The 24,860-nt window shown below is 41.8% G+C and carries 21 protein-coding genes; 3 read left to right on the top strand and 18 right to left on the bottom strand.

Annotation, left to right across the window (positions count from 1 at the left end):
• Window positions 1-308 precede the first annotated feature (308 nt).
• Genes ACETMN_RS16815 through ACETMN_RS16805 form a run of 3 tightly spaced genes read right to left on the bottom strand, consistent with a single transcriptional unit; the run spans window position 309 to window position 2,782 of the window.
• Window positions 309-1,937, bottom strand: coding sequence for a hypothetical protein (locus tag ACETMN_RS16815; RefSeq protein WP_411734801.1), 1,629 nt, complete (start codon window positions 1,935-1,937; stop codon window positions 309-311).
• Window positions 1,921-2,667, bottom strand: a complete 747-nt coding sequence (locus tag ACETMN_RS16810; RefSeq protein WP_411734800.1) for an ATP-binding cassette domain-containing protein — start codon at window positions 2,665-2,667, stop codon at window positions 1,921-1,923. Before ACETMN_RS16810 ends, ACETMN_RS16815 begins: the two co-directional genes overlap by 17 nt.
• Window positions 2,627-2,782 (bottom strand): hypothetical protein, encoded by a 156-nt coding sequence (locus ACETMN_RS16805; protein WP_179198703.1) that lies wholly within the window; start codon window positions 2,780-2,782, stop codon window positions 2,627-2,629. The genes ACETMN_RS16810 and ACETMN_RS16805 overlap by 41 nt, the downstream gene beginning before the upstream one ends.
• A 448-nt stretch (window positions 2,783-3,230) precedes the next feature.
• On the opposite strand from ACETMN_RS16805, the gene ACETMN_RS16800 reads away from it, so the two are divergent.
• Entirely contained in the window at window positions 3,231-4,787 is a 1,557-nt protein-coding gene (locus tag ACETMN_RS16800) for a BCCT family transporter (RefSeq protein ID WP_091021007.1), read from the top strand.
• A gap of 163 nt (window positions 4,788-4,950) precedes the next feature.
• Here the strand turns inward: ACETMN_RS16800 and ACETMN_RS16795 are convergent, their stop codons facing one another.
• The 3 genes from ACETMN_RS16795 to ACETMN_RS16785 all read right to left on the bottom strand — a co-directional run bounded on the left by ACETMN_RS16795 (window position 4,951) and on the right by ACETMN_RS16785 (window position 7,395).
• Window positions 4,951-5,382 carry a universal stress protein gene (locus ACETMN_RS16795; protein ID WP_411734799.1) on the bottom strand — a complete coding sequence of 144 codons (432 nt, stop codon included), beginning with the start codon at window positions 5,380-5,382 and terminating at the stop codon, window positions 4,951-4,953.
• Between the two features lie 5 nt (window positions 5,383-5,387).
• Window positions 5,388-6,620, bottom strand: a complete 1,233-nt coding sequence (locus tag ACETMN_RS16790) for a CynX/NimT family MFS transporter (protein ID WP_411734798.1) — start codon at window positions 6,618-6,620, stop codon at window positions 5,388-5,390.
• Between the two features lie 214 nt (window positions 6,621-6,834).
• A complete protein-coding gene (locus tag ACETMN_RS16785) occupies window positions 6,835-7,395 on the bottom strand; it encodes a helix-turn-helix domain-containing protein (protein WP_091021004.1) in 561 nt (186 codons plus the stop codon).
• 182 nt (window positions 7,396-7,577) lie between these two features.
• On the opposite strand from ACETMN_RS16785, the gene ACETMN_RS16780 reads away from it, so the two are divergent.
• Window positions 7,578-8,522, top strand: a complete 945-nt coding sequence (locus ACETMN_RS16780) for an NAD(P)-dependent oxidoreductase (protein ID WP_411734797.1) — start codon at window positions 7,578-7,580, stop codon at window positions 8,520-8,522.
• Between the two features lie 63 nt (window positions 8,523-8,585).
• On the opposite strand, the gene ACETMN_RS16775 is transcribed toward ACETMN_RS16780, so the two are convergent.
• The 10 genes from ACETMN_RS16775 to ACETMN_RS16730 form a co-directional block, all read right to left on the bottom strand.
• Window positions 8,586-9,347 (bottom strand): pentapeptide repeat-containing protein, encoded by a 762-nt coding sequence (locus ACETMN_RS16775; RefSeq protein ID WP_210108253.1) that lies wholly within the window; start codon window positions 9,345-9,347, stop codon window positions 8,586-8,588.
• A 310-nt stretch (window positions 9,348-9,657) separates the two neighbouring features.
• On the bottom strand, window positions 9,658-12,570 hold the full coding sequence (locus tag ACETMN_RS16770) for a hypothetical protein (RefSeq protein ID WP_411734796.1): 2,913 nt from the start codon (window positions 12,568-12,570) through the stop codon (window positions 9,658-9,660).
• Window positions 12,571-12,664: 94 nt separating this feature from the next.
• On the bottom strand, window positions 12,665-13,996 hold the full coding sequence (locus ACETMN_RS16765) for an ABC transporter substrate-binding protein (protein ID WP_091021000.1): 1,332 nt from the start codon (window positions 13,994-13,996) through the stop codon (window positions 12,665-12,667).
• A gap of 40 nt (window positions 13,997-14,036) precedes the next feature.
• Complete coding sequence (locus tag ACETMN_RS16760; protein ID WP_091020999.1) at window positions 14,037-15,194, bottom strand: efflux RND transporter periplasmic adaptor subunit; 1,158 nt, start codon at window positions 15,192-15,194, stop codon at window positions 14,037-14,039.
• Between the two features lie 36 nt (window positions 15,195-15,230).
• Window positions 15,231-16,109, bottom strand: a complete 879-nt coding sequence (locus ACETMN_RS16755; RefSeq protein ID WP_091020998.1) for a carbohydrate ABC transporter permease — start codon at window positions 16,107-16,109, stop codon at window positions 15,231-15,233.
• A gap of 17 nt (window positions 16,110-16,126) precedes the next feature.
• Window positions 16,127-16,993, bottom strand: coding sequence for a carbohydrate ABC transporter permease (locus ACETMN_RS16750; protein WP_091020997.1), 867 nt, complete (start codon window positions 16,991-16,993; stop codon window positions 16,127-16,129).
• Between the two features lie 367 nt (window positions 16,994-17,360).
• Entirely contained in the window at window positions 17,361-17,513 is a 153-nt protein-coding gene (locus ACETMN_RS16745; RefSeq protein WP_179198702.1) for a hypothetical protein, read from the bottom strand.
• An 88-nt stretch (window positions 17,514-17,601) separates the two neighbouring features.
• Window positions 17,602-18,087, bottom strand: coding sequence for a hypothetical protein (locus tag ACETMN_RS16740; protein WP_091020996.1), 486 nt, complete (start codon window positions 18,085-18,087; stop codon window positions 17,602-17,604).
• A gap of 17 nt (window positions 18,088-18,104) precedes the next feature.
• On the bottom strand, window positions 18,105-18,689 hold the full coding sequence (locus ACETMN_RS16735; RefSeq protein WP_223199701.1) for a nitroreductase: 585 nt from the start codon (window positions 18,687-18,689) through the stop codon (window positions 18,105-18,107).
• An 11-nt stretch (window positions 18,690-18,700) separates the two neighbouring features.
• The gene (locus tag ACETMN_RS16730; RefSeq protein ID WP_411734795.1) at window positions 18,701-19,183 is read right to left on the bottom strand and encodes a MarR family transcriptional regulator; all 483 of its coding nucleotides are present in this window, start codon (window positions 19,181-19,183) and stop codon (window positions 18,701-18,703) included.
• A 380-nt stretch (window positions 19,184-19,563) separates the two neighbouring features.
• Between ACETMN_RS16730 and arr the strand changes: the two genes are divergently transcribed.
• Window positions 19,564-19,980 carry an NAD(+)--rifampin ADP-ribosyltransferase gene (arr, locus tag ACETMN_RS16725; RefSeq protein ID WP_105598868.1) on the top strand — a complete coding sequence of 139 codons (417 nt, stop codon included), beginning with the start codon at window positions 19,564-19,566 and terminating at the stop codon, window positions 19,978-19,980.
• Window positions 19,981-20,100: 120 nt separating this feature from the next.
• Here the strand turns inward: arr and ACETMN_RS16720 are convergent, their stop codons facing one another.
• Both ACETMN_RS16720 and ACETMN_RS16715 read right to left on the bottom strand, forming a co-directional pair.
• On the bottom strand, window positions 20,101-23,904 hold the full coding sequence (locus ACETMN_RS16720; protein WP_411734794.1) for a GH32 C-terminal domain-containing protein: 3,804 nt from the start codon (window positions 23,902-23,904) through the stop codon (window positions 20,101-20,103).
• A gap of 772 nt (window positions 23,905-24,676) precedes the next feature.
• Window positions 24,677-24,826: a hypothetical protein gene (locus ACETMN_RS16715; RefSeq protein WP_411734793.1), complete on the bottom strand. Its 150-nt coding sequence runs from the start codon at window positions 24,824-24,826 to the stop codon at window positions 24,677-24,679.
• Between the last annotated feature and the right edge of the window lie 34 nt (window positions 24,827-24,860).

Genomic DNA, 24,860 nt, shown 5'->3' with positions numbered 1-24,860 from the left:
AAGCACATCCAGCTTTGGATACATCATTGTGCACAAAGCAACTTTTTTAGCATAATTATCAACATATTTCGTGCTCTGATTCCCATTTTCCTGCAATAAAAAAGGGAAAACATTTATCACAAAATAACGATTAGATTAAAACAGAAGCAATGTTGCTAATAAACTTGCTGAACATTCAGCCCTTCTCCAACATCCTTTTCTGTTATTTATAATGCCTCCTCATAATCAAAAAAAGCATTGAATCTCATCCCTCCTACATTACATAGGCCCTAGTGGGGATTAAGACTCAATGCTTTGGAAACTCCTTCTCATTTCACTCTAAAATTGTTTTGAGCATATTTGGTTACGAGAAGGACAGCAATGGATAGATAGGCTATAGTCAACACGATGATAATAGCGGTTAGTACCCATAGTGGAGGACCTAGATACATCGCCACAACAAAACTCAATGAAATAAGGCCGTTTACGAATGAGAAAAGAGGACTATTGGTTTCCAACTCAGTGGTATAAGGTTGAATCACATAGTATAACAACAGATGATGTACTGAGAAAAATACAGCCAGTGCAATGGTTGTAACCCAGATAGGAAGTAGTGTACTTATATCTTGTCCTCCAGTTAATACAAGTATAGATACACTTACTACAGCTGCTAAACAAGAACCTAACTTAAGATTTATGCTTAATATACTTCTAAATCGTAACAGAAAATGCTGCTTCGCATGCTGGCGGTAAAATGGATAGCGCATCAACGGCTTATCAACATGGTAGAATAGAGCCTTACAAATCTGGCTACCTACGGTCAGATTTAGCATGAACATAATGATTAAAGGTGAGAATCTTTCAATTGAATCTAGTGAAAGATGATTTTTGAAAATGAGTACCAACAAAGGTAGGAGTATGCCTATGATCATAATAGCCAATAAACGTCTGTGGAACGGTGCACGGAGGAGAGCGGTGTGCCTGGTAACCAAAATTTCGTGTAATTGCTCGTATCCCTTTTTTTCTAATGTGCGCTGCTCGTTGACATGAAGGCTAGACGACGTAGGCCTGCTAAGATCATGTTCTTTTGACTGAACCATTCTCTGTTGAAGATCAGCCATCCGTATTTCTGGATTTAACAATGGATCAGCATGGTTTGTTACTGCGCGCACTGCAGATGTGAAATCCGTATGTTTTAGTAAAACATACCCACAGATAGCCCCGAACAACGATATCAGTATCAAAAGCCCCGGTTGATCCAATATCACAGATCCAAATAGAGGAAGGTTTAGTTTTGTGAAGGGAAGGTAAGCAAAAGTCAGTGCCAGCAACATGCTCAAACTCGTAGCCCATATTTTCTGTACAAGAATAATGCCTTTCCATTTAAATAATGCCAAATGTAAAGATTCACATATCACTCGCCAAAAAGTCATCATTCCCACAATCAGCAATGCATGAGGAATTGAAAATTTAAAAAGTATCGCAACCAGAGTCATAGCAATCCCTTGATAGATGAAAAATGTCGTATACCGATAAAATAGCGTAGCTCGCATAAATTTGGTTGGGTTTATCCGCATAAGGCGGATAGATGTATACTTCATTTTGTTTGATTCCAACACTTTTGCACTCGTTACCGCAGCCATTACGCCACTTATGCAAAAATACATGTGAAGAAGAAGGTTAAAATGCTCCGTAGGATTAACATTCTCTGTCCATAAGAGCATGGGCAATGCAAACATTCCCCCGAAATATAATAAGCTTTCCAATAAACCAACGACAAATAATAAAATAATCGCAATTGCACCAATTGCACGTTTCGTCCGAAAAGCAGCATAAGTTTGTTCACTGATTAAATGAGCAACAAACGGTAAATTATGCGTGAAATAGATCAAACGGTTGACCAGCGTAATCATCTGTAACTGCCATATGCGAGAAATTGTACTAATCATTCCCGTCATCGGCGTTCTCCTTCGTACTTCCGCTTTGGCTTTCATTCCGTAATAATTCAATTACCTGTTCTTCAAAGTCGGGCTGAGTAAGGATTTCGGGTGAAATCTGTGTTAAACTCCCATGATTTAAAATAATTAACTCATCACACAGATCCGTTGCCAATTGCAATATATGGGTCGAGAAAATTAGGATATGATCTTTTTTTAAATCACGTAACAATTGTTTCATCTCACTCGCAACGATGACATCAAAGGAAGTTAAAGGTTCGTCCAACAGGATCACTGTAGGTTTTATGAGTAAAAATAACAACATTTGAACTTTATTTTTCATCCCATGCGAGTAATGTTTAATGAGCTTATGTCGGTCATCCTGAGCAATGTGCATCATATCAAACAGGGCATCAATATTGTTTCCTCGTCCTTCAATCACATCTACGTTAACATCGATGAAAAAACGTACAAATTCATATCCTGTCAGAAATTCTGGTAACAGTGGCAAAGAGTAAACGTATCCTACATCATCGATTTCCAAGTCACGCGTTTTTGATCCGTTGACAAGTTTCATTTTGCCGCCATCCACTTGGATCTCGCCACCTAAACAATTGAATAACGTTGTTTTTCCGACGCCATTGCGCCCAAGAAGGCCATAGATCTTTCCCTTTTCAAATTGAAAACTTAAATTGGCTAATACTTTTTTTTCACCAAAACTCTTCTCTACATTTTGTAAGACCAATTTCATTTATTTGTTCCTCGCTTTCAAACCAATTCATTTTTTGTTTACCTGGAATTTCAATAAAACCGTACATGCCGTTGTTCACGTTATTATTCATATCTAATAATTGTTTAGTTTTCATCCGTATCAATCCCTTCAATTTTTTCATAAAAGGATAAGAAGTAATATCCTTTAATAGGTGAATCGTGTCACTTGACCAATATAACTAATATTGGAAATAGACAATCACTCTAAACTAGAATTCTATTTTGAACGTTATAACTCCTTGTATTTACAGATAAAAGTCTATGTGATACAACAAAAAGCCGCAAAAATAGCGACTATAATGGGTATTCGTTCTTATGCATAAATAATTATGCTCGGATTCTGAATTAATACAAATATCCTAATTAAATCCTGAATCTTTGTCACTAATTCCTCACTAAAAAGGGAACGAATAAACCGACGGGTGTTTCATTACACTGCAGTTTGTTTTAAGTTATCAAAAGCTAGCTTTCCGAAATATTACAAGTCGGACTAGCACATACTAAGGAACAGTTGGCTTAAGCTTACATAACGGAGGTCTCATCATGGTATTTACAATCACAATTATCATCGTTGCACTATTTGCAATATGGGGAGCCGTCGCTCCTGATCAGCTGGCGGATGTGGCTAATGTTGCCTACAACTTCTCTATTCAGAATTTTGGCTGGTTTTATTTGCTAGCTACACTGTTCTTCCTGGTCTTTGCTTTTTATCTGGCGTTCAGCCGATTTGGCGGTATTAGGCTTGGGGATGACGATGATGAGCCGGAGTATTCTACGCTTTCCTGGCTGTCCATGCTGTTTAGCGCTGGTATGGGCATTGGGCTGGTTTTTTGGGGAGTAGCTGAACCGCTGTCCCACTATTTATCTGCCCCTGAGGGGGCGGTACCCGAAACAACGCAAGCAGCCATACTTTCAATGCGTTATTCCTTTTTCCACTGGGGGCTGCATCCTTGGGCTATCTATACCGTCATCGGCCTAGCGCTTGCTTACTTCCAGTTCCGGAAAGGATACAAAGGGCTGATCAGTTCCACCTTTATTCCTCTGATAGGTGAGCGTCTTGCTGCAGGCTGGCTTGGAAAGGTCATTGATATTCTGGCGGTCATTTCCACCATCTTTGGTGTTGCGACCTCGCTTGGGTTGGGTGCACTTCAGATCGGCGGGGGTCTGAATCACTTATTCGGTATTCCTAACTCGACTCTGTCTCAGGTTGTCATTATCATAGTTGTAACCGTACTGTTTTTGATCTCGGCAACCACCGGTCTGGATAAAGGGATTAAGATTCTGAGCAACACCAACCTCGTTATAGCTGTGCTATTGATGATGTTTGTATTAGTGACTGGTCCGACTTCTTTTATATTTGACACATTCACGACGACCTTGGGCAGTTACATGCAGAACATTATTAACATGAGTTTGAGACTGACCCCGTTCTCAAGAGAAACCTGGATTGGAGCATGGACGTTATTTTACTGGGCATGGTGGATCTCGTGGGCTCCTTTTGTCGGCACTTTTATCGCAAGGGTATCAAGAGGAAGAACCATAAAGGAATTTGTAATTTACGTCATGGTTATTCCAAGTCTTTTCGGATTTATCTGGTTCTCCGTCTTTGGCGGAACAGGACTTCACATGGAATTGTTCAATGCCGCTCATCTGGCGGAGGCTGTCAAGGAAGATACAACAACCGCTTTATTCCTTATGCTGGAGCAGCTGCCTTTGGGCACGATCGTGGCATTCATCGCCACAATGCTGATCATGATCTTCTTTATTACGTCGGCTGATTCAGCTACCTTTGTACTGGGCATGCTTACTTCAGATGGCAAGCTGGACCCAAGTGCAAGAGTGAAATTAACCTGGGGAATCATGCAGTCCTCTATCGCGGTAGTACTGCTAATCAGCGGGGGGTTAACTGGCCTCCAGACGGCATCCATTGTAACCGCATTGCCGTTCGCTATTGTCCTTATTGGTATGTGTTTCTCCCTGCTCAAGGCTCTAAAGGCTGAGGACAAAGAGCGCCGTCAGAAGGAAAAACGGCAGCGCCAAAAGCTGAAACGACTGCTGGAGGAACAAGAAATCTCGCTGAATGAAATTTCCGGCAGGTAATGTATACTTGATGTTAAAACGAACAAAAGCCCGCGTTTTTGCGGGCTTTTTATTATTTCATGGTATTGAGTTTTTGAGATCTGTCATGAATTCTGTTTGAACCCCAAGCGGAATGATTTCTAACATTTATTTATACTATTAACGTTCTCCAGTTCCTAGAGGGTTAATGTACAATGAGGACCGGGCAACTTGATAGCTGTGAAACCTTGTGGCTGACACTTCCAAGCATCATTTCTTTTATGCCCCTTAGCCCACGGCTTCCGATAATAATAAGTTGCTGCTCGGTATCCCTTGCATAATTCAATATTTCATGCCCAGGATCTCCCTTAAGATGAACAGTTTCCGGGTTAATTCCCGCAGACTTTAATTTAGATTTGGCTTGATACAACTGTTCCAAACTCGCTTTCTCCATTTCGTTCATTATGTCTTCCAGAAAATTCTCTGGTAAAAACGTCATACCGATCGGCACATAACTCTGGCTAACATGAACTAAGGTAACTTGAACTTGTTTATTTTGGGCTATTTCAACGGTTGCATCAAGGAGTTTGTTCGTTATTTCACCTTTATCAATGGCGACCAGAATTTTGTCAAACATAGTTATCATCCTTTCCGTGACATTTTGTATCTATTTTGACTACCTACAACACGATTACTCGCTGCTCCGATACCAACTAAAAAGAGTAAGACCGAAGCCCCAAGAAGAATGAAAAGTGGCAGGTTCCAACTATTTGTTGCATCGTGCAGATATCCTATAAGGGCTGGACCGATTGCGGCAAGAAGATATCCGATCGATTGGGCCATGCCAGATAGTTCCGCTGCTTGATGCGCATTTTCAGTGCGCAATCCGAAAAACATCATGGCCAAACTAAAGGCGAAACCTCCACCAATTCCGAGTATGACGATCCACAACAGAATGACATTGGAACTTCCGTAAAGAAGTCCGAGTGTCCCCGTCAAAAGCAAAATGGTTGTGATGATTACTAACAAACGTTGGTTAGACATACGCCCAGCAATAACAGGGACAATAAAGGTAAATGGAAGCATCGCTAACTGCATGATCGAGAGGTACCAGCCTGATTGGTTGGATTCAATTCCTTGCTGCTTTAAAATTTCGGGCAACCATGCGATCAACACATAGAAAACCATGGACTGTATCCCCATAAAGATTGTTACTTGCCAGGCAAGCGGAGATCTCCAGACATTCACATCGTTGCTGGCCATCTGTTGACTCGTCTTGGCTGTTTGGTTCGTTTGATTTCTTAATTGGGGTAACCAACACAGGATCGATACAAAGCTTAGTATCCCCCATACCGCAAGTGCTCCTTGCCATTTTAGCCCTCCGTTTATGGCTAGCGGTACACTGACTCCCGAAGCGATTGCCCCAGATAAATTCATTGAAATGGAGTAAACGCCTGTCATGGATCCAATTTTATTTGGGAAATCCCGTTTAATTATACTGGGCAATAATACATTACAAACGGCAATGGCGAATCCAAGAACTGCTGTTCCAATAAAGAGATTAGCTGCGCCAGATAAAGATCGTATTACAATACCAACAGTCAGAAAGATTAGGGCAATCAAAATGATACGCTCAACCCCATACCTCCGTCCTAATTTTGGTACAAGAGGTGATAATAAAGCAAAAGCAAGCAAGGGTACCGTTGTGATCAGACCTGCTAATGTATTTGAAATATGAACGTCATCCCTTATAAAACCCACTAAAGGACCAACTGAGGTTAAGGGAGTACGTAAATTAGCTGCAATAACAATAATGCCGAGAATGATCAGCGCTGCAGAGGCTGGCACGAATTTATTATTTTGTTTATTCGGCATTCTTCATTTCTCCTTCCTGAATTATTACGTCTTATTTTTGCTATTTGTTGGCTGAAAACTTTGCTATAACATCCGCGCGAATAATAAAAGTATAGTATAATATACTTTAATAAACAATAATTATTTTATGATATACTAAAATTGAATAAAAAATACAACTCTGAATTCCCGTCATGGAATTCGGAGTTGCATTTAATAAGTGAATTTTCGACGACTAGAAACCATATTTTAAGGAAATATGGAGCACTGTTTCGTTATTCGTATGATTGGTATAAGCGTGCGGATAATCTGCACGAAAACTGATCGTATCATATTGATTCAATGTGTAAATCTCTCCATTGACTTGTAACTCGATGGAACCCGTCATTACTGTCGCAATTTCAGTGGTATTCACATGGTGACCTTCAGGGTAATACGAGCTATTTGGCTGTAAGTAAGCCCGACACATTTCAATATCGTTGCTTTTAAAGACGGGTTCAATGATCCAATTTTTCTCATCATTAGAAAACCGCAGTCCCTCCCCTGCTCGATACAAACTAACAGGTTTCTCTGATGTGAACAAAGCCAATAGCGGTAAAGATATACCTTTTGAAATTTTCCATATGATGGCCAAAGTTGGATTTGTCTCACCACGTTCGATATTCCCCAGAGTAAGTTTGCTTACGCCCGTTAATTCTGATAAGTCGTCTAAGGTCATGTTTTTTTCTTTTCTATACTTTTTTAATGCACCGCCGATTTGTAGTACAATTTGTTTTGACTCATCGATTTCATCCATTTGATATTCACCTCAATAAAAAACTATATAGCTAGTATATTGTTTATCTAGATTCTTTTCCATTCCAATTCAATAGAACTTGGCGAGATTTTCTTGATAAAATTGTATTAAAAGGATAAAATGACGTGCATCAACCGGGTTTTATTCGAAGAACGGTATAGCTTATGAAAGGTGGCTTAGCAATGAAAATTCTCATCGTTGGCTATTTTAGCGAGACCTCAAAATCAAATATTGCAAGGTGTTTTCCGCAAGACTGGAACGTTGTGATTGTTCCGCCCGGAAAAGAAATGCTGGATCATATTGAAGATAGCCAGGTAATCATCCCTGAACATATTAAAGTGGATCACAGTCTGCTTTCTAACGCAAAAAAATTAAAATTGGTACAGACGGGTGCAGGATTTGATAATGTGGATGTCCCTGCCTGTACACAGCGCGGCATTTGGGTGGCCAATGCTGGAGGAGTAAATGCACAGGCAGTGGCCGAGCATGTAATGGCACTGATATTGTCTTATTATAAAAACATACCGTTTCTTGATACTTTCATGAAAAACAAGATGGATGAAAATCAATTGGACTATGCAGGGAGTGAGTTAAAAGGAAAAACGATTGGAATTATCGGTTTGGGTGCTATTGGAAAAAAAGTAGCTGCGTTTTGCAGGGTTTTTGATATGAAAGTGCTGGCGTATGCGAGAAATGCCATTGTACAATCGGATGGTTTTGTGAAAATGACGGATTTTGATACTCTTGTAAGCACATCGGACATCGTCAGTGTACATGTACCCTTGAATGAGCAAACCAAACAGCTGATCAACAAAGCGGCATTCAAAAAAATGAAAAACACTACTCTTTTTATCAATACAGCCCGAGGCGGCATAGTCAACGAAAGAGACTTGATTGATGCATTAAAAAACGGGGATATTTCAGGCGCATGCCTGGATGTGTTTGAATCTGAACCGCTTCCTATTGACAGTGAGCTCCGGAATCTGGGTAATGTAATACTTACTCCCCATACAGCGGGAATGCCTGATGGTCGGAAATTTCATAAAACAAGATATGATTTCTTTATAAAGAATATAAGACGTGTAGAAAATGGTGAAGAGCCTGAAAGCAAGCTCAATCAGTTATGATGTTTTGGTTCAGCGGGCCCTTTCCTTTCACTTCAATCCATTTTTAAAATTTTGTCTCTTCTGTTACACAATGTTACAATCCAGACTGCTGAAAAATTGTTCAACAAAAAAATCACCATATATTTTCTTCATCTGCGCTGTGTTAAATATATATTGTTCCATTTGCGCCAGCTTGCGCAGACTGCGTATCAGTACTTTCCGATCATCTTCAGATAGATTAGGGTCATCGTCTATCTTCATCAAAGCATTTTTCACACGTGCGGATATCTGTTCAACATACAGATGATTTTTGGATTTTGGCGGAATACATTGTGTCAGGTCACAGCTCACAAAACGAACACCGTCAAGGATGCAATTTTCAAAATTGACGATTAACTTTTGGTTGCCATTTCCCTCAAACGTAATATCCACTAGCTTGCCGGTAAAGGAACAATTGACGATATTCGCCGCTTGTAAAATCCGGTCATTGAATCTACATTTATAAAAAGTACAGTCGATAAACGTAGCATTCTCCAATGTCATCCCTCTCATATCGCAGGAGGAAAATTCGCACTTGGTGAAAACAGCTTCGTCTTTGGCAATGCCAACAGAGCGCAAGTCGGAACGAATAAATGTACAATGATCAATCGTACTACCGGCAAAAAATCTCGCATTTGTAAGATCGCACGTATCAAATATCAGATGCTGCAGGGTACAGCTCCAAAATATGGGTGAACCAACATTTGAGTTGATTATGGTTGTACCGCTTATCGTTTCGTGTTCGTACCTGACAATATCAGAAAACAATTCGTTGTTTACTGACATATCCGACTCAAGTCTTCTCATCCCTATCACCCTATCAGTCCCTCGACATGAATTGTTATTACTAATATAAGTTCCCTACTTTGAGTCAGGCATGGAACGCAACTCCATGATTAGTCTCTGTCATACCTGTGATTGTACTGCCATTCTCCTTCTTCATACAATGCAGGTTGACCGTATCTGGAATACGAACTTGTACCGATAAAATAAAAAGTCGCCTAAAATAGTGACCTTGATGGGAGTATGTTCTTGTCCGTCGACAAAAAACATCTCCGAAAATATAGTATCATATCTTCAGAGATGTTGTCCTTCAATAGCATGTGTATTATTATTTTTATTCGCTATCTGGTTTATTCTCCTGCTCTTCATATATGAATGGATAGACTTGACTTCCGAGCAACATTCTTCGCCCTTGGAACTCATCATACAGATTGATTCGAACTGTCCCACTAGTTACGATTTTGCTTAAGTTGGTATTCAAGTTCATGAAGTATGATTTATTGTTGCCAACGGTTAAATCGGTACCGAGTGTTAATATCTTCTCTATGGATTTCCCGCTCGGGTCAATGACTTCCATAATGAGCTTATGGTCAGTAGAACCTGTCTCATAATCTCCATTTCTTAAGAGATCATAATAAATAACGATATTAAGCATATCTTTCCCTGCGCTAAGCGTCCCCTCACCTCTCGTAATGTTGAGCTGATACGGAAACAATTCCACATGTTGCAGGTTCGTTGCTGGTTGTACAACTCTAGGGCTAAGTGCTAAACGAACAGTATTAATAGAGCCCGTGAGTTCATCCCCGACATCTGCCATCTTTCCATTCGCAACCCCTTCTCCGACATACAGTTCAAGCTGCGAAGTATTCACATTTAGTGGAAGCTTGCTCCAGACCGTCACCAGGTTTTTCCCTTTCGGACTGGTCTTGGCGGACGATTGGCTGACCTCTGCCTCAAAATACTCGTTATCTGGTGTTTTGTAGTAAGCAACTAACTGTGACTGCTTGGATTGCCGTTTTTCCTGGTTGGTCATTTCCAGTTCCGTGTACATTAGATTGGACTTAGCATCATGGTAAATGGTGGTCAAGCGTTCACGGACTTCTGTTTTCTTGCCTGGAGTATGGATGGGATAAGCGTCGCCTGCAGGAACCAGGCTCATAGCGTTGTTGAACGGGTTGAAGTTCAACGACAGAAATTTAGTAACGTCTTCGCCTGCTGTTTCCTGGAGCTCAATTCGTAATTGATTGAAATTATACGAATACGGCATGTTAGCAAGGACATAGAGTTCCGCGGTTTCATTGGGCGCCAAGGTCGTTTGGTTATCCTGTACCACGATTTGGCCTGTACTACTGAGATCCCGCATTCCAGCATTTATTGCTGCTTTCAGCACAGGCAGCTGCACGGTCGTCGTTTTGGTATTACGAATGCTGATTCGGGCTACGATCTGATCTTTATCTCTCCATGGCAGCCGCTGATATGAGCTAAGCTTCACGCCAAATGTCCCGTGACTATTCTCAATGATATCTTCTAAGCCCGGATGGCTTTTGCCTTCTTGAGCATATGGAACTTTATAAAGTGCCGTCGGGAAGCTAATCTTCCCTTCCGTAGCAGGCTCCGTCAATTGCAGCTGCAGCGTATTCTGTTTCATATGCAATGGCACATCTACATCCAGATCAATAAGCTTCTCCTCCATCGGCTTCAGGGTAACATGGTCAATTGCCTTGGCGTTCACCGGAATGCTGTAGCCTTCATCCGTATTAATAGAAAGCTCATAAGCTGGCAGCTTCACGGATTTTTCACCGAGATTTTTAATGCGGAATTGAATATTCCATTTGCCAGTATTGTTCTCAGTATATACAGAAGCATATTTCAACTGCGTTTCAATCGTTTGATGGCTCATCGAAATTTTTCTGATGCCATAATCCGGCACAGGCTTATCAGCGGTAACAGCTGGCAGCTTGAAGGTTTTTACGGGTAGCATCATGTTCAACGTTTCGTCTTCTTGCGTAAATTGCATCGTCATAAGTTCTGCTTTAAGGTTGGATGGAACCTCTGCTAAATAATATATCGTTCGTTTCTGCCCTGGCTGGATCTTGAAGCTGCTCCCTGTATCATCCTCAGGCACAAGATCGAATACTGAGCCCCCGGCCGATTTCAGTTGTGCTTTATATCCGGGATCGCTTAGTACCTTCTTGCCCCTGTTTGCATATTGAACGGCCACTCTCATGTATACTTTTCCATTATGATTCATTCGCTGCATCCGTTCCGCCTTGACCGTGATTGGCTGCTGTTTCATCATGATCTTGGTGCTTTTGCCCTGCACTACAGCAACATCCGGGGCTGCATCGGGAAGGTTGAACGATTGCACTGGGATCTGGATCTTCAATACTTCATCTTCCTGCGCAAGCTGCAGAGTCATGCCATGTGTCTTCATCGTGGAGGGTATCTCAGCCCAATAACTGATGACTCTGCTCTCCTGAGACTGAAGCTTGTAGCCTGAGCTGGCTGAATCGGGTACAAGCTGAAATGTTGAACCGCCCGCTGACCTTAGATATGCTTTATATCCAAGGTCACTCAGCATTTTGGTTCCTCCGTTTGAGAGCCTGAGTCCCAATTGAACATACACTTTTCCATTAATTTTATACCTCTGCAAGGTATCCACCTTGGCTGTAACAGGAAGATTATTTATTGTGATCTTTTTGCTCTTACCTATCGGAATTACAGATGAGTACTGGGCAGGAACCGTGAATTGTCCCAGCTTTTTCTGATAATTTGTACTGTTAAAATCCCATCCGAACATGGAAATTTTGATCCCATTGACCTTTGTCGAGTTTCCAATGTTTGCATAGTACGTCACAGACAGGCTGCTGTTCGCAGGCACCGTTCGTTTATCAGCATCACGGGTCACTGCTTTTCCTTTTATAGTCGTACCACTCGGCGTAGAAACCTTGGAAAAATAATCGATAAGATCCATTCTATTGCCGCTGCTGTTACTGTAACGAAGCGTATATATGAGAATACTTCCACCTGGCTGAGTAAAAACATCCATCTCCGTCAGCTTTACATGGACGCTCTGCTTCAACGAAACTGAGCCCAGTTGATCTAATGTCAGACCTGACCTGGCTACAGTAGATTTGGAAACGAGGTGATCAGCCGTGGATGCCCCGTATACGTCAAGGGCCATGAAATGACCCAACACGGCGGCAGTGAGTAGTATTGTCACATATGTTTTTTTCGGCCTATACATGAATCTACCTCCCTGTATAAAAAGACATTTGCCCGCTTTTAATTCTGTGAAGCAGGAAGCATCGCACGAATGCAGGCTGCTTCCCGCCATTTACCTATTCGTTTAGATAAGTTGTGACCCGGTTTTGGATCAGTTTGGCTACTTCCTCGGCAGTTTTCTGTCCGCTGAAGAATGCAACGGACTCTTCTCCGGCAATACTTAACACTTTAACATCCAGATCTACATATTGATCGGCGGTTTGAACAACTTGTTTAAACACGGCGAACTGTTCATCCGATACTTTTGCCATCTCCCCATTTGGAAGCTTGTATTCGCCATTTTTAACTTTTTCTCGAAGATTATCAATCTTATTTTCATTCACGGATTTAAGCATCGAGAATCCTTCTCGATCTTGTAACATTTGCACTTCTTCCGACAATAAGAAGCTGATGAAATTCCAGGCCTCATCCTTTACGGGCGATTTGGCATGGATTGCGAACTGTTTTATAGTAGATACTCGCGAGCCTTTTCGATCTCCGGTTTCTCCCGCCTGCGGTGATTGCAGCAGCTTGGGTTGATCAAAAAGCATGTAGGGACCTTCGATAAAATCAATTGGCGACGTAATTGATGTGGAATTGAACATTTGATTGCCCGGCTTTGCTTCTTCCGATGTCACAATCTTTTCCTCGTACATTTGTTTAACCTGCTCGAACAGATTCACAAATTCGGGAGAATCGAATGTTGCCTTTTTGGCCGAAGGATCGACAAATGCAGCGTAGTTCTCGACAAGCATCTCCTGAAAGAGGAGTTCCGGCGGGTAGGACGCTAAGGCATAAAGCTTATCGGTACCACTTTTCTTTTGGATTACTTCCTTTGAAACCTTCTCAAACTCCTTCCAGTTCCAGGTCTTATCATCAAACTTAACATTAGCGTTGCTCAGCATTTCCCCATCTCCTACAAATGCTCGTAACCTGTACCCCAAAGGTACGGTATACATTCCATCATTCACCTTCAAACCGTCCAAAATATTCATTTGCAAATCGTCTTTATCCAATGTCTGATCTTTATTGAGCAAGTCGTTCATGTCGAGAAGAAAACCTTTGCTTACATATTCTTTCAACGGTAGGTCATCAACTTCAATGATATCCATGCTTTTTCCCGATAACATGGCGGTATTCATAGAATTCCGATACTTCTCGTATTCCCCTGATCCCCATTGTTCTCCCGTCTTATATGCATTGATCTGAAGATCGATGTCCGGGTATTTCTCTTCGAATTTTTTCTCCACTGTTTGATAGAATGGGATCGACTCTGTCACAGACAGGGTAAGCACTGTTTTTCCATCTTTCGATGTCACTTTATCTGCTGTACTACTTCCCCCTGAACTGCATGCGGTTAAACTCGTGATAATAGCCCCCATAGAAAGGAGCAAAAGCCATTTTTTCATTGTAAAATTCCTCCTGAACTCTTCTTATTGTTACGTCTCACTATTCCAAGCGGATACGGTCACCATCTTGCAGAGGCTCGCTACTGTTCAGAATGATCTTATCCTCTGCGTAGATGATGTCGGTTTGGATCATCGTTTCTTTGTCATTCTTCTCGCTGGACTCAATCTTGACTTTGCGAACAACAAATACATTACCGAGTGCCCCCGGCTTCTCCTCGACTACAAAAACATAAGTGCCTTCCCGGTCCTGATGAATAGCTTCATTGGAAACAAGCAGCCCTTGATCGAGAGAACTTTTCTCGATTTTAATCCGAGCCTGCTCACCTCCCTTCAGTTCGGCATTGAGGAGCTTAATACGAAGGATCTTTTGCGGGATGGTTACCATCCCCGCTCCTTTATCAGAGGCTCCCTCTATAAGTGGCTCCCTATTAATGATTTCTTCAATGATGCCATCCATGCTGTTGGCTTGCCGCTTTTGATCTGTATCTACCTCTACCTTGACCTGTTCTCCGATGGATACCCCTAACCTGGATAAACGCTTTGCATCCGCATTAACCTCGAACTTGTAACCTTCCCCGCTGTTCGAGACAATGATATCCGGTTCGCCTGCGGAAGCCAGTCCTTCTACCGCGTTCAACTTCGTTATAATACCGTCGAACGGAGCGGTCAGTACCTGATCTTTGGACAGTTTTTCTCTCATTTCGTTGATCTTGCGCTCCTGCGCAGCAATATCAAGTTTGCCTTTTTCAATTTCACGTTGTGCGCTGCGCAGCTTAAGTTCATCTTCTTCGAGGGACGATTGGATGAATTGGTCCTGAAGATTCTGCTGCTCGATCTTCTGCTTATCCAGATTTGTTACTTCAAGTTCAATTTCTTGTTTTGTCGATTGACTATCATAGGTGATAAGCTTCTGTCCTTTCTTTACACGTTCGCCTTCTTTCACAAGAATCTGCTGAGTCTTCCGTTCTGTTGAACCGGATACCTTGGCTTCAGCAATCGGCTGAAGGATTCCGCTACCTTCAATAACTAACTGAATGTCTCCCATTTTGGGCTGCTCCGTAGTCACTTTCGGTAAAGTCAGCGATTGCAGCGTATTGCTAAACAATGTGAAGAGCAGCAGCAATCCCATAAAGCTTATGAACACGACTACAATAATTCGCTTTCGTCTTTGCTCAGCAAACCCTGTATTTAACTCCATATCCTTTCTTCTCCTCCCAAAACCAGCACTGAAAAGTTAACCTTTAACTCCGGATAATTGAATACCCTCAATGAAATACGACTCCGCATACAGAAATACCATCACCATCGGGGCCATATAGAGCATGGATGCAGCAAAAGCGATACCCTTGTCACTTTGATTAATCGTAGATAAAAAGACGGACAGCGGCTGCTTGAACGGGTCGTCTAAAAAAATAAGAGGCTGTTCCACCATGTTCCAATAATCAACGAAGAGCAAAATCACAAGTGCCGCTAATCCTGGCTTGATCATCGGAACAATCATCGTAACAAATATCCTTAAATGTCCTGCTCCGTCCATTTTGGCAGCTTCAATATAGGCGTAGGGAATGTCCAGCATGAATTGTCTGAGCATAAACACGCCAAAAGCTGCGAAGATGCCAGGAAGAATGATAGCACTTGTAGTATTCAGCATCCCAAGCATATCGACCATAATGTAATTGGGTACCAGCGTGACTTGGAATGGCATGAGCATCGTCATGACATATACCAAAAACATAGAGTCCCGGCCGCGAAATTTTAGCTTGGAGAATGCATAGGCAGCCAGAGCCGCAACAAGAGTCTGACCTACAATAATCGGTACGACCATGAACACCGAATTCCAGAACATCATCAGATATTTCGGGTTGTCGAGAAATACCTTGCCGTACTGTGCAAAGGACACCTTATCCGGTATCAGTTTCAAGTTTGCAAATACACCATCTCTACCGACGGCTGATTCATTCATTTGCCCGATGAGACCATAATTGATCCCAATTTCCAGTTCTGTCATCATAGAATTTGTGAATATAATCACAATAGGTGATATTAAGATCAAGGCAATAACACTCAGGATGAATGTTAACACACCATTTTTCAATATGTAGACTATTCGCACAGACTTTGCTTCACCTCCTATTCCATGTACTGCCGATGCCGACGCTCCATCGCAAACAGAGCTAGAACAACCAGCAGTATACTGACAAACATCAAGGATGCCGCTGCGGTTAGTTTCTGAATGTCGAGTGATATGAACATATTGTTCATATAGTGCTGCATCATGTAAATACTGTCATGGGGATAGTCGCCTGCAATCAGATACGTTTCCCGAAACACTTTAAATGAGTTAATAATGGACATAATCACTACAAAAAACATCGTTGAAGTCAGATAAACCAGTGTAACACTCCGAAATTGCCGTAAACGACCTGCACCTTCAATACGAGCCGTTTCATAGTAATCCTTCGGTATTTGCTGAAGCCCGGCAAGGAATAAGATAACGTTGTAACCTATGTTCTTCCATATATAGACCATAATCACGACTATACGTGCCGATTCGGATTTCATCCAATCCATCCGTCCGTATCCGAAACTATCCAGCCAGGCGTTAAGGGACCCATTCCAATCAAAAAGGATCTGCCAAATCATGATGATCGAGGCGGTGGGCACAACAAGCGGCATCACATAAGCTGTTCGAAGCCATTTTTGGATATAGACATTTTTATGCAGAAGCATCGCGAGCCCCAATGACAGCAGGATCATAAGTGGAACACTGATCGTAGTGAAGTATAACGTGTTGGAAGCTGCTTTGAGGAAAGAAGCACTTCCGAGCAGCTCACGATAATTATCGAGTCCCACAAAATGACCGTCTACCGAATGGCTCATAAACGAATAATACACGCCCATGGCAAACGGGATAAGGTAAAAGAGTGCAAATCCGATGCCGCTTGGCACAAGGAAGAACATGGCCGCCGAAGCATCCTTACGGAGCCATTTATTCATGGTTTTCTAAATTCCTCCTTTCACTGTTAACTTTAGTCTTTCATTCTGTTTCCTGTTTTGCCTCCCTTTCCACTCATTTTAGAAAAGAGTGTTTAAGAAAATAGTGGTAAGATATTAAAAAATTCTAAAGTTTATTACTGATTTTGCGGTTTCGTGAACAGCTTAACGAATTAAAGGGAAAATAACGATTAGATACGCCTAATAGGCATTTGGTAGAAGTTCTTGCACCGCAGCATCACTTTACTTTTTTTCTATTCTTATTTCATCTAGGCATGCATTTTTTCAATGCATAATGATACAGAAAAAACCTCAGCCGGGTTAACCGAGCTGAGGTTTTTTTAACTTTCTAGCAGGTCTCGCGTATGCTTTATTTAATAACTTCAACCTTTTTATCCCCTGCTGACTTCGCTACTTCTAACGTTGTTGTACCTTGAATAGCGACTATTACGCCAGTAGCCAGCATAGAAACGATTAAAGCTGCACTGAGTGCTGTGGACATTTTCTTCTTGACCCTAATCATACCTCCTATATTTATTATGTAATAAGCGGCTCAAGACGATGACGAGCCGAGGTTTTCCATTTGGAGTCTCATCCCATCATCTCCACCCCTACAGCAGTTCAAAATGAAGTTGAGTCTCAGGTAACTCCGTATTTCCTTTCCACTGATTCTCACCGTATCCCAATTCCAGAACCGCAGCAATGCGCTCGTTACTCAGTACACCAAACATTTCAGTACGGCTCGGGTCGTACATCCAGTCATGCAAGGTACAACGCACGCCCAGACTTTGCTCATGAGCCAGCAAGCGGAAATTCTGAATTAGGCAGCAGACAGCCGCAAAGTCTTCTTCTCGCTTATGTTGATCCGCCTCTTCCTTCACCAAGACCAGAAGATATGCAGGGGCAGGCCCCTGTAATCCCTGCATGATGTCCCCATACCGGTTATCGGCAAAGATGAATCGCCACGGCTCTCGGAGGCCATCATTTGGCGCCCATACGGCATGATTGAGCATTTCAAGGATTAGATCCTGCGATACCGGTTGTTCCAAAAACTCACTCGGACCGTCCATGTCTCCTTCCAGATCTGACAATTTCATTTTCATATCCTCCTCTTCTATGTAGACTGTCCTCGCAATACGGTCCACTTTTGCTCGGCTGGTGTCCTTTTCCGACTTCTTGGCGCTTTGTCGTAATATCCTATATGAAGAATCCCAACAAATCTTTCATCCTCACGTAAGCCAATACCATTGAAGAACCCTTCATGCTGAATCATGGACTCTGTATCCCACAACATGCCTAACCCTCGTTCCCAGCCCAGCAGTTGGAAGCTCTGCATCACCCCGCAGGCAGCCGCATAATTACGGTCATTGGTCAGACGATTCGGTCCTACAGTGGACATAACAATGACGTGGGCAGGAATATCGGTAAATCTCTTTTTAAAAACATCCAGAAGTTTCCCGGGAATCAGCTTGCCGAGCTTGCTCTGTGACATCTGTTCCAGCATGCAGTCCACCAACCGTTTGCGCGCTTCCGGCGTTCCGGCATATACTACACGCCACGAGCCAGACTCAACAAATGGTTGAAGCCGTATAGCCTTACGCAGTAATTCTACAATTAACTCCTGGTCCACCGGCGTAGAGTTACATTTACGAATACTCCTGCGCTCCCTGATCAATTCCGCCAGACTCAAATGTTTCACTCCCCTTTGTTCTATCTGGATTCAATATTTATACTGCTGTCTTGAAGAAATTGATGGATTACTTTTAGCTCCGTTTCCGAATATTTGTCGAGAGTACGATAGAAGCGCTCTGCCTTATGTATATGCAGACGTTCATGCAGTTCAAAGATTTTTTTGCCTTGCGGTGACAACCGGAAATAGCTCTCCTTTTTGTTGTCATTCATTTTCGTGCGTTTGACGAATCCTTCCTCCAGCAGTTTGTTGCCAATTTTGGTGATACTTGCTTTGGACAAATTCATCGCCTCGGCAATACCCGTGTTGTTAATGGGCTCATGCTTGCCAATGCAATCTATCATATGAACCGCGGTCAAATGCTGAGGGATTTTCTCGATGCTTTCTCGCTGGGCGATACTTAGGAAATGCTCGATTTCTGTATCCTTGTGGTTCTCATACACATGTAAAAAACGGATAAATTGGTCATAAAGCAACTGTTTTGTTCGATCTTTTGAGATCATTCTTTGATCGCTCCTTATTTACTTGTAAACAAAAATATCAATTTTAAAAATGGGGTGTTTCTGAATAAATTCTTATATTTAGTTTACTGGTTAACAATATATCATGGATGATAATTCTTATCAACTATATATTCTGGCATTACAACACTACTCGATAATCAGAGACCTGCCTTGAACGGATTATCTTTTAAGCTGCTCGTTAGTTAATAAAAAACAGCCGATCACGCTGATCGGCTGTCTTCTTAAACTTGGGTTATTGGACTCAGTATCATTCTCTCTACTTAAATTATACCGTTATTTTTTATTTTTTTATAGACTGTTTTTTTTGAAATTCCTACACTATACTGCTAAATACAATACTAAAAAAGAGGTGGATCAGTATGGATGACAAAAAAGTGATCATAGATCAAGGTCCTTTTTTTCATGGTACAAAAGCAGAACTGCAAATTGGTGATTTATTAGAACCACAGTTCTTATCAAATTACCAAGAGAAAAATTCTAACCATATATACTTTACTGCAACATTAAATGCTGCCAAATGGGGTGCTGAATTGGCAAGATCTAATGCAAAAGAAAGAATCTACATTGTAGAACCATTAGGAGATTTTGAAAGTGATCCAAACGTAACTGATAAAAGGTTTCCTGGAAACCCAACACGTTCATATCGATCTAAATCGCCACTTAAAATAGTAGCTGAATTAGCTTCATGGGAAAGACACACTGAAGAAGAGATTAATCACATGATTACATCTTTGAGAAAACTAAGTGAAGAAGGAAAAAATATAATATATGATTGATTCCTCTCGTTAAAAGAAAAAAGCCGCTATAATAGCGACTTGAATAGAACAATGTTCCTGTCCCGCGGCACTTCTTTATTGGAATATCTATGAGATATGCCATCATGCAATAAATTTTAATTACTTCGTTAATATCCATTTTTGTCGATCAAGTGATGGATTCAGTTCATTTAGGAAGAGTTCGGTCCCATCTTCCGATACTTCTAATGCTTTTTGATGATGAGCTGAAGTAATATGAACTGATCCGTCTTTGTTCTCGTGAAGGACCCAACGCTGGTTATTGTACCCTAAGTAATGATACAGCTGAAGTTTGTTTTGCCCTATATCCAGATCAAGCGTCTGACCGCCCGTAGTACGAATCGAATACGAACCTGCTTCGTCGCCTGTCGGAACAAATACCCACTTCTGGACGGAAGCCGCACTTGCATCCTGCAAGGTAACGGGCTCCCCGTTGACAAGGTTCACTGTATAAATGGATTTCTGTGTTACGGTATTTACAAGGCTGGACTTGGTGATGTTTGCAGGTTCATCGTTGCTGACATTGACGTTCTGATAAGATGCGGAGCCGCCAAATACATGGAGTCCAAAGTGGCCTTCTGCAAAAGTACCATCCATGATATCTATGACTTTTTGACTGTCCACGTGAACGACAATATGCGGACCATTCGCTTCTATTTTCACCTTATACGTTTGACCTGGCTGAATGAAAGATGGTACTTTTGCAAGAACCTGCCGTTCTTCAAATCCTCCATTGATTTTATAGAACAGACGGATTGCCTTCATGTTAGGGTCTAGATTCAGATAATAACCACTGCGACCATCTTCGCTAGCCCTGAACAAAACAGAACCTGCCCCTCCTGTTTCACTGAGCATCATGTCTGCTTCATACGTAAAATTCCCAGCCTTCTCTTTGGCAATATAATTCGCATCGCTAAAATATTTACCACGAATTCCATGTTCACTAACTAACCATGAAGCAGCAGATAGATCTTTAGTCCATCCACTGAGGTTTGTCCGGAACTCGCCACCTATGACTTTAACGAGCACACTAGTGGAAGTTTTACCATTCGGAGTAGATACAGTGACGGTGGACTCCCCTTCTTTTTTTGCCTTAATAACTGCGTGTGAGTTGTCTGCCAAGTCTATGGTTATTACTTCGTTATTACTGGAATTCCACTTAAGCGGTTGAACGCCTAAACCTGGTCCGTACTCAACCATCGCCTGCAGTGTATCCGACTCGCCTACCCCCAGTTCCCGAACACTCATATCCATCTTTATTTGAGCTTTTGAAGGAATGTCCTCATTCCAGACAGATTCAAGTTGATGCACTTTCAAGGAAACAACGTTCACATTCCCACCTTTTACGTAAAAACTCATTGCTCTACTAGCAGGATCCGGAAATATAACATCTGAAAAGACGACTTTGCCGTCGTTACCAAAGGCTTCAAGGGAAGACTCATCCACAAGAATACGCATCTTGATCCGATTATTCTCCATTTGCATAGGTGCTTCATGTTTCTTACTAAAAAGGTTAGAAAAATCCGTTTCGCCCGATGCAGTTCGGTCCACAAACATACGACTATCGCTTGCCTTATAACCCACGACCGTCTTCTGATCTGCACCCTCACGAATGTTAAAGCCAAACTCGGTCACTGTGCTGGTTTCAGGGATTTCAATTTCAGCTTCAATTTCGTAAGCACCTGAAATAATACCTTTTAGCAGATTCCCGGAAGAAGGGCTCACCGACTTGTTAGAAGCAGAATACAAAGGTTTACGCAGTGATTCCAATTCTTTGATTGGACTTTGCACCATACGAATTCCATCTTCGGTCGTTACCAATGATACTTCTCTCGGGATGGTTAGTTCACCTTTCCAATTGGACGTTGGGAAAGCGAACGGATAGTCCCAATTCGTCATCCACGCCATCATCACTGTGCGATGATCAGGCATATTAGCGAAAGACATCGAAGCGTAAAATTCTTTACCAAAATCTGTTCTTAGCACCTTACCCGCCGGATTATCGTTCACGAATTTACCATCAGCTGTCAAATGACCGATAAAATACTCGGCATCTGATCCGCCTGTTTTGGGATTCGCTCCTGTACTGATCATCATAACCCACTTCTTCTGTGACGTTCCATCTACCGGAAGCTGGAACAAATCAGGGCATTCCCATACGCCTCCGCGAACGTAATCCCCATATCCCCAATTATCTGTCAATGTCCAGTCAAGTAAATTCGTTGAGGTGTAGAAACGAATATGATCTCCTCCGGACACAACCATAACCCAGCGGTTATTCTCGTCATCACGGATCACTTTCGGATCGCGAAAATCCCAATTCCCAACTTCATTTCCGCTCTTACCTGGGTTCTCGATCACAATCGGGCGCTCCTTCGAATACTCCCAAGTACGGCCTAGGTCTTTACTGTAGGCCAAACCTATACGCTGGTTCCCATTTGGGCTATCCGGATTAAAGGAAGTGTAGTATGCAATAAGGCCCTTGCCTCCTGAATCTCCGAATAAACCAGATGCATTTGTCATATCCGCAACAGCCGACCCAGACCAGACATGTCCGTGATCATTCCAGGGAAGTGCAATCGGAAGCCGTTTCCAGTTCAGCATATCTTTACTTACCGCATGCGCCCATGTTCCCCCATCCTGATGGAAGAGATGATATTCTCCTTCGAAGTAGACAAGTCCATTCGGATCACTCGCTGAACCACGTATTGGTGTGTAGTGATATTGTGGACGATATATCTCATTGTAATATTGGCTCTGTTCTGTCACATAAGTATCCTGAAAGTAAGCCGTTCCCTTTTTTACGACGATTCCAGTACTTCCACTTCTGTAGGTTGAATCTTTCACGTCAATCGCGGCCGTAGTGTACCCGTCCAGGAAGACCTGAATTCGATCTCCCTTTGCCTTGATTTCCACATGATGTTTGGCTCCCATCTGACTCGGATAAGTACGTTGCGAACTTGCAATCACTGTTCCTTTTGTATTCGTCAAACTTACACGGACCTGATCTCCTTCCTTCGTAAGAGTAGCTTCATATCCTTCAGCTCCATCGCTTGAAGATCGAAATGCGAGAGCTGCAATAGAATCAGGACGAAGGGTAATATTCCCTTCATAGACCATATCAGTTGCCTCTTTATTATAGATTTGCTGTGCTTTGCTCTCCTGTTCTACCGTCCCTCTTTTTCCGTAGATATCAGGCTGCCATTTTCCCTTGTTAGAAAGCACCGTACCCAAATTACCTTTCAGATCGCTCACCACGATGTTCGAAAACAAGGCGGATCCATCCCATACATGGAGTCCAAGCTTACCGCTTTGATACGAAATGTCTTGAACATCAATTAATGGTTTATATTGATTGCCCCAATATACTTTTAGCGAGGAACCCACTGCCTTCACTTTGAGATGATAGATTTGCCCCATTTCAACAGAAACTTTACGCTCCTCCTTTAATCTCCCATCTCCATTTCTTGCATCTCTTAACCGAATCAGACCTGCGTCCGGAACGATTTGCAGCATGTACGAGCTAAAGCCATCCTCATTAGATCGAAACAACAATGTTGCATCTGCCTTCGTATCCCTGATCATGACATCAGCTTCATAGATAAAATCATCGGACACTGTCTCTGAGATGGCCATTACATTTTCTTTAGGCTGTGAAGTTAGCAAGATTCCTTCTGAAGTATCCTCTAATCCTCCTTTTCCTTTCACTTGCCAGCCTATCAGATTGGTATTTGATTTGGATGCGCTTTCAAAAATATCAAGCTCCTCCTTTGCCTGTTTATTTGTTTCCTGATCAGCAAGTACAGTACTAGCCGCAATTGATTTAGATGTAAAAATACCGTTTGAAGTCAAAGTTAATCCCGTTGCCACCAGAAGACATATTGCGAATTTAGATTTATCGTTCATTCCATACCCTCTTTTCTAATAGAATCGTAAAAGGTGTCTAAAAAATACATTCCTTCTTAACAAAATAATCCACTCGTTTTCATTTGTCAAAGTTTTTTTGGATAAATGAACATTTAGTCATATATTAATATCTATTTAAGTTTACATTTGCACAATTTATGACTGATTATTTGAAAATAACAACTTTTATTTAAGTTGATCTAATCATTTCTTTATTTTTTAAAAACAAAATGATTACAAATGTAAATTAAAGATGGCTATTGAAAAGCGCTTATTCGGCAGTCAGTGCATCTCCTTAATTTTGAATTCGAATGTTGCAATTAGTCGGACACGTACAATCAAAAGTTTACATCTAGGCTTCTCTTTAATTTGTTCGACAAAATATCGTTAGTATTATAAACCCAATAAAAGCACAATTTTTTATGTATTAATCCTGCGTTACATTCTCGATTTCATGCTCATCGAATGAATTATTGGATTATGGTCTTGTCCTTGGCTCGGGACAAGAACTTGTACCGATAAAATAAAAAAGCCGCTATATTAGCGACTTCAATGGGACCATAGTCTTGCCCCACGACATTACTTGGATTTGCACTATTCTTAGACAGCTTGCAAAATTTGTTTCGATATATTCCATGGCACTATTCATAATGATAAGGGTTCCTCGCGATAGCTGAAGCGGTAAGTTTTGGTACAGTTCACTGTGTCATCGTAGGAAAACTTCTTTTCGAAAGCTGAAGAACCATTTTAAAAGAATTGAGGACGCTTACCATCAGCGCCCTCGCCGGGCTGTCCGTACGATTCCATCTACAACCGTTTCAAACAATGGTGCCGGCAGATCATGTCCCATGCCATTAAGTAACATAAATTCTGCACCAGAGATGGATTGAGCCGTATCTTGTCCGCATGCTGGCACAAACATAGGGTCTTCCACCCCGTGGATTACCAAAGATGGA

The organism is Paenibacillus sp. M2 (assembly GCF_046713495.1).
Taxonomy (GTDB): domain Bacteria; phylum Bacillota; class Bacilli; order Paenibacillales; family Paenibacillaceae; genus Paenibacillus; species Paenibacillus amylolyticus_B.
The sequence above is the reverse complement of the archived record's forward strand: the minus strand, read 5'-3'. Positions and strand labels throughout refer to the sequence as shown.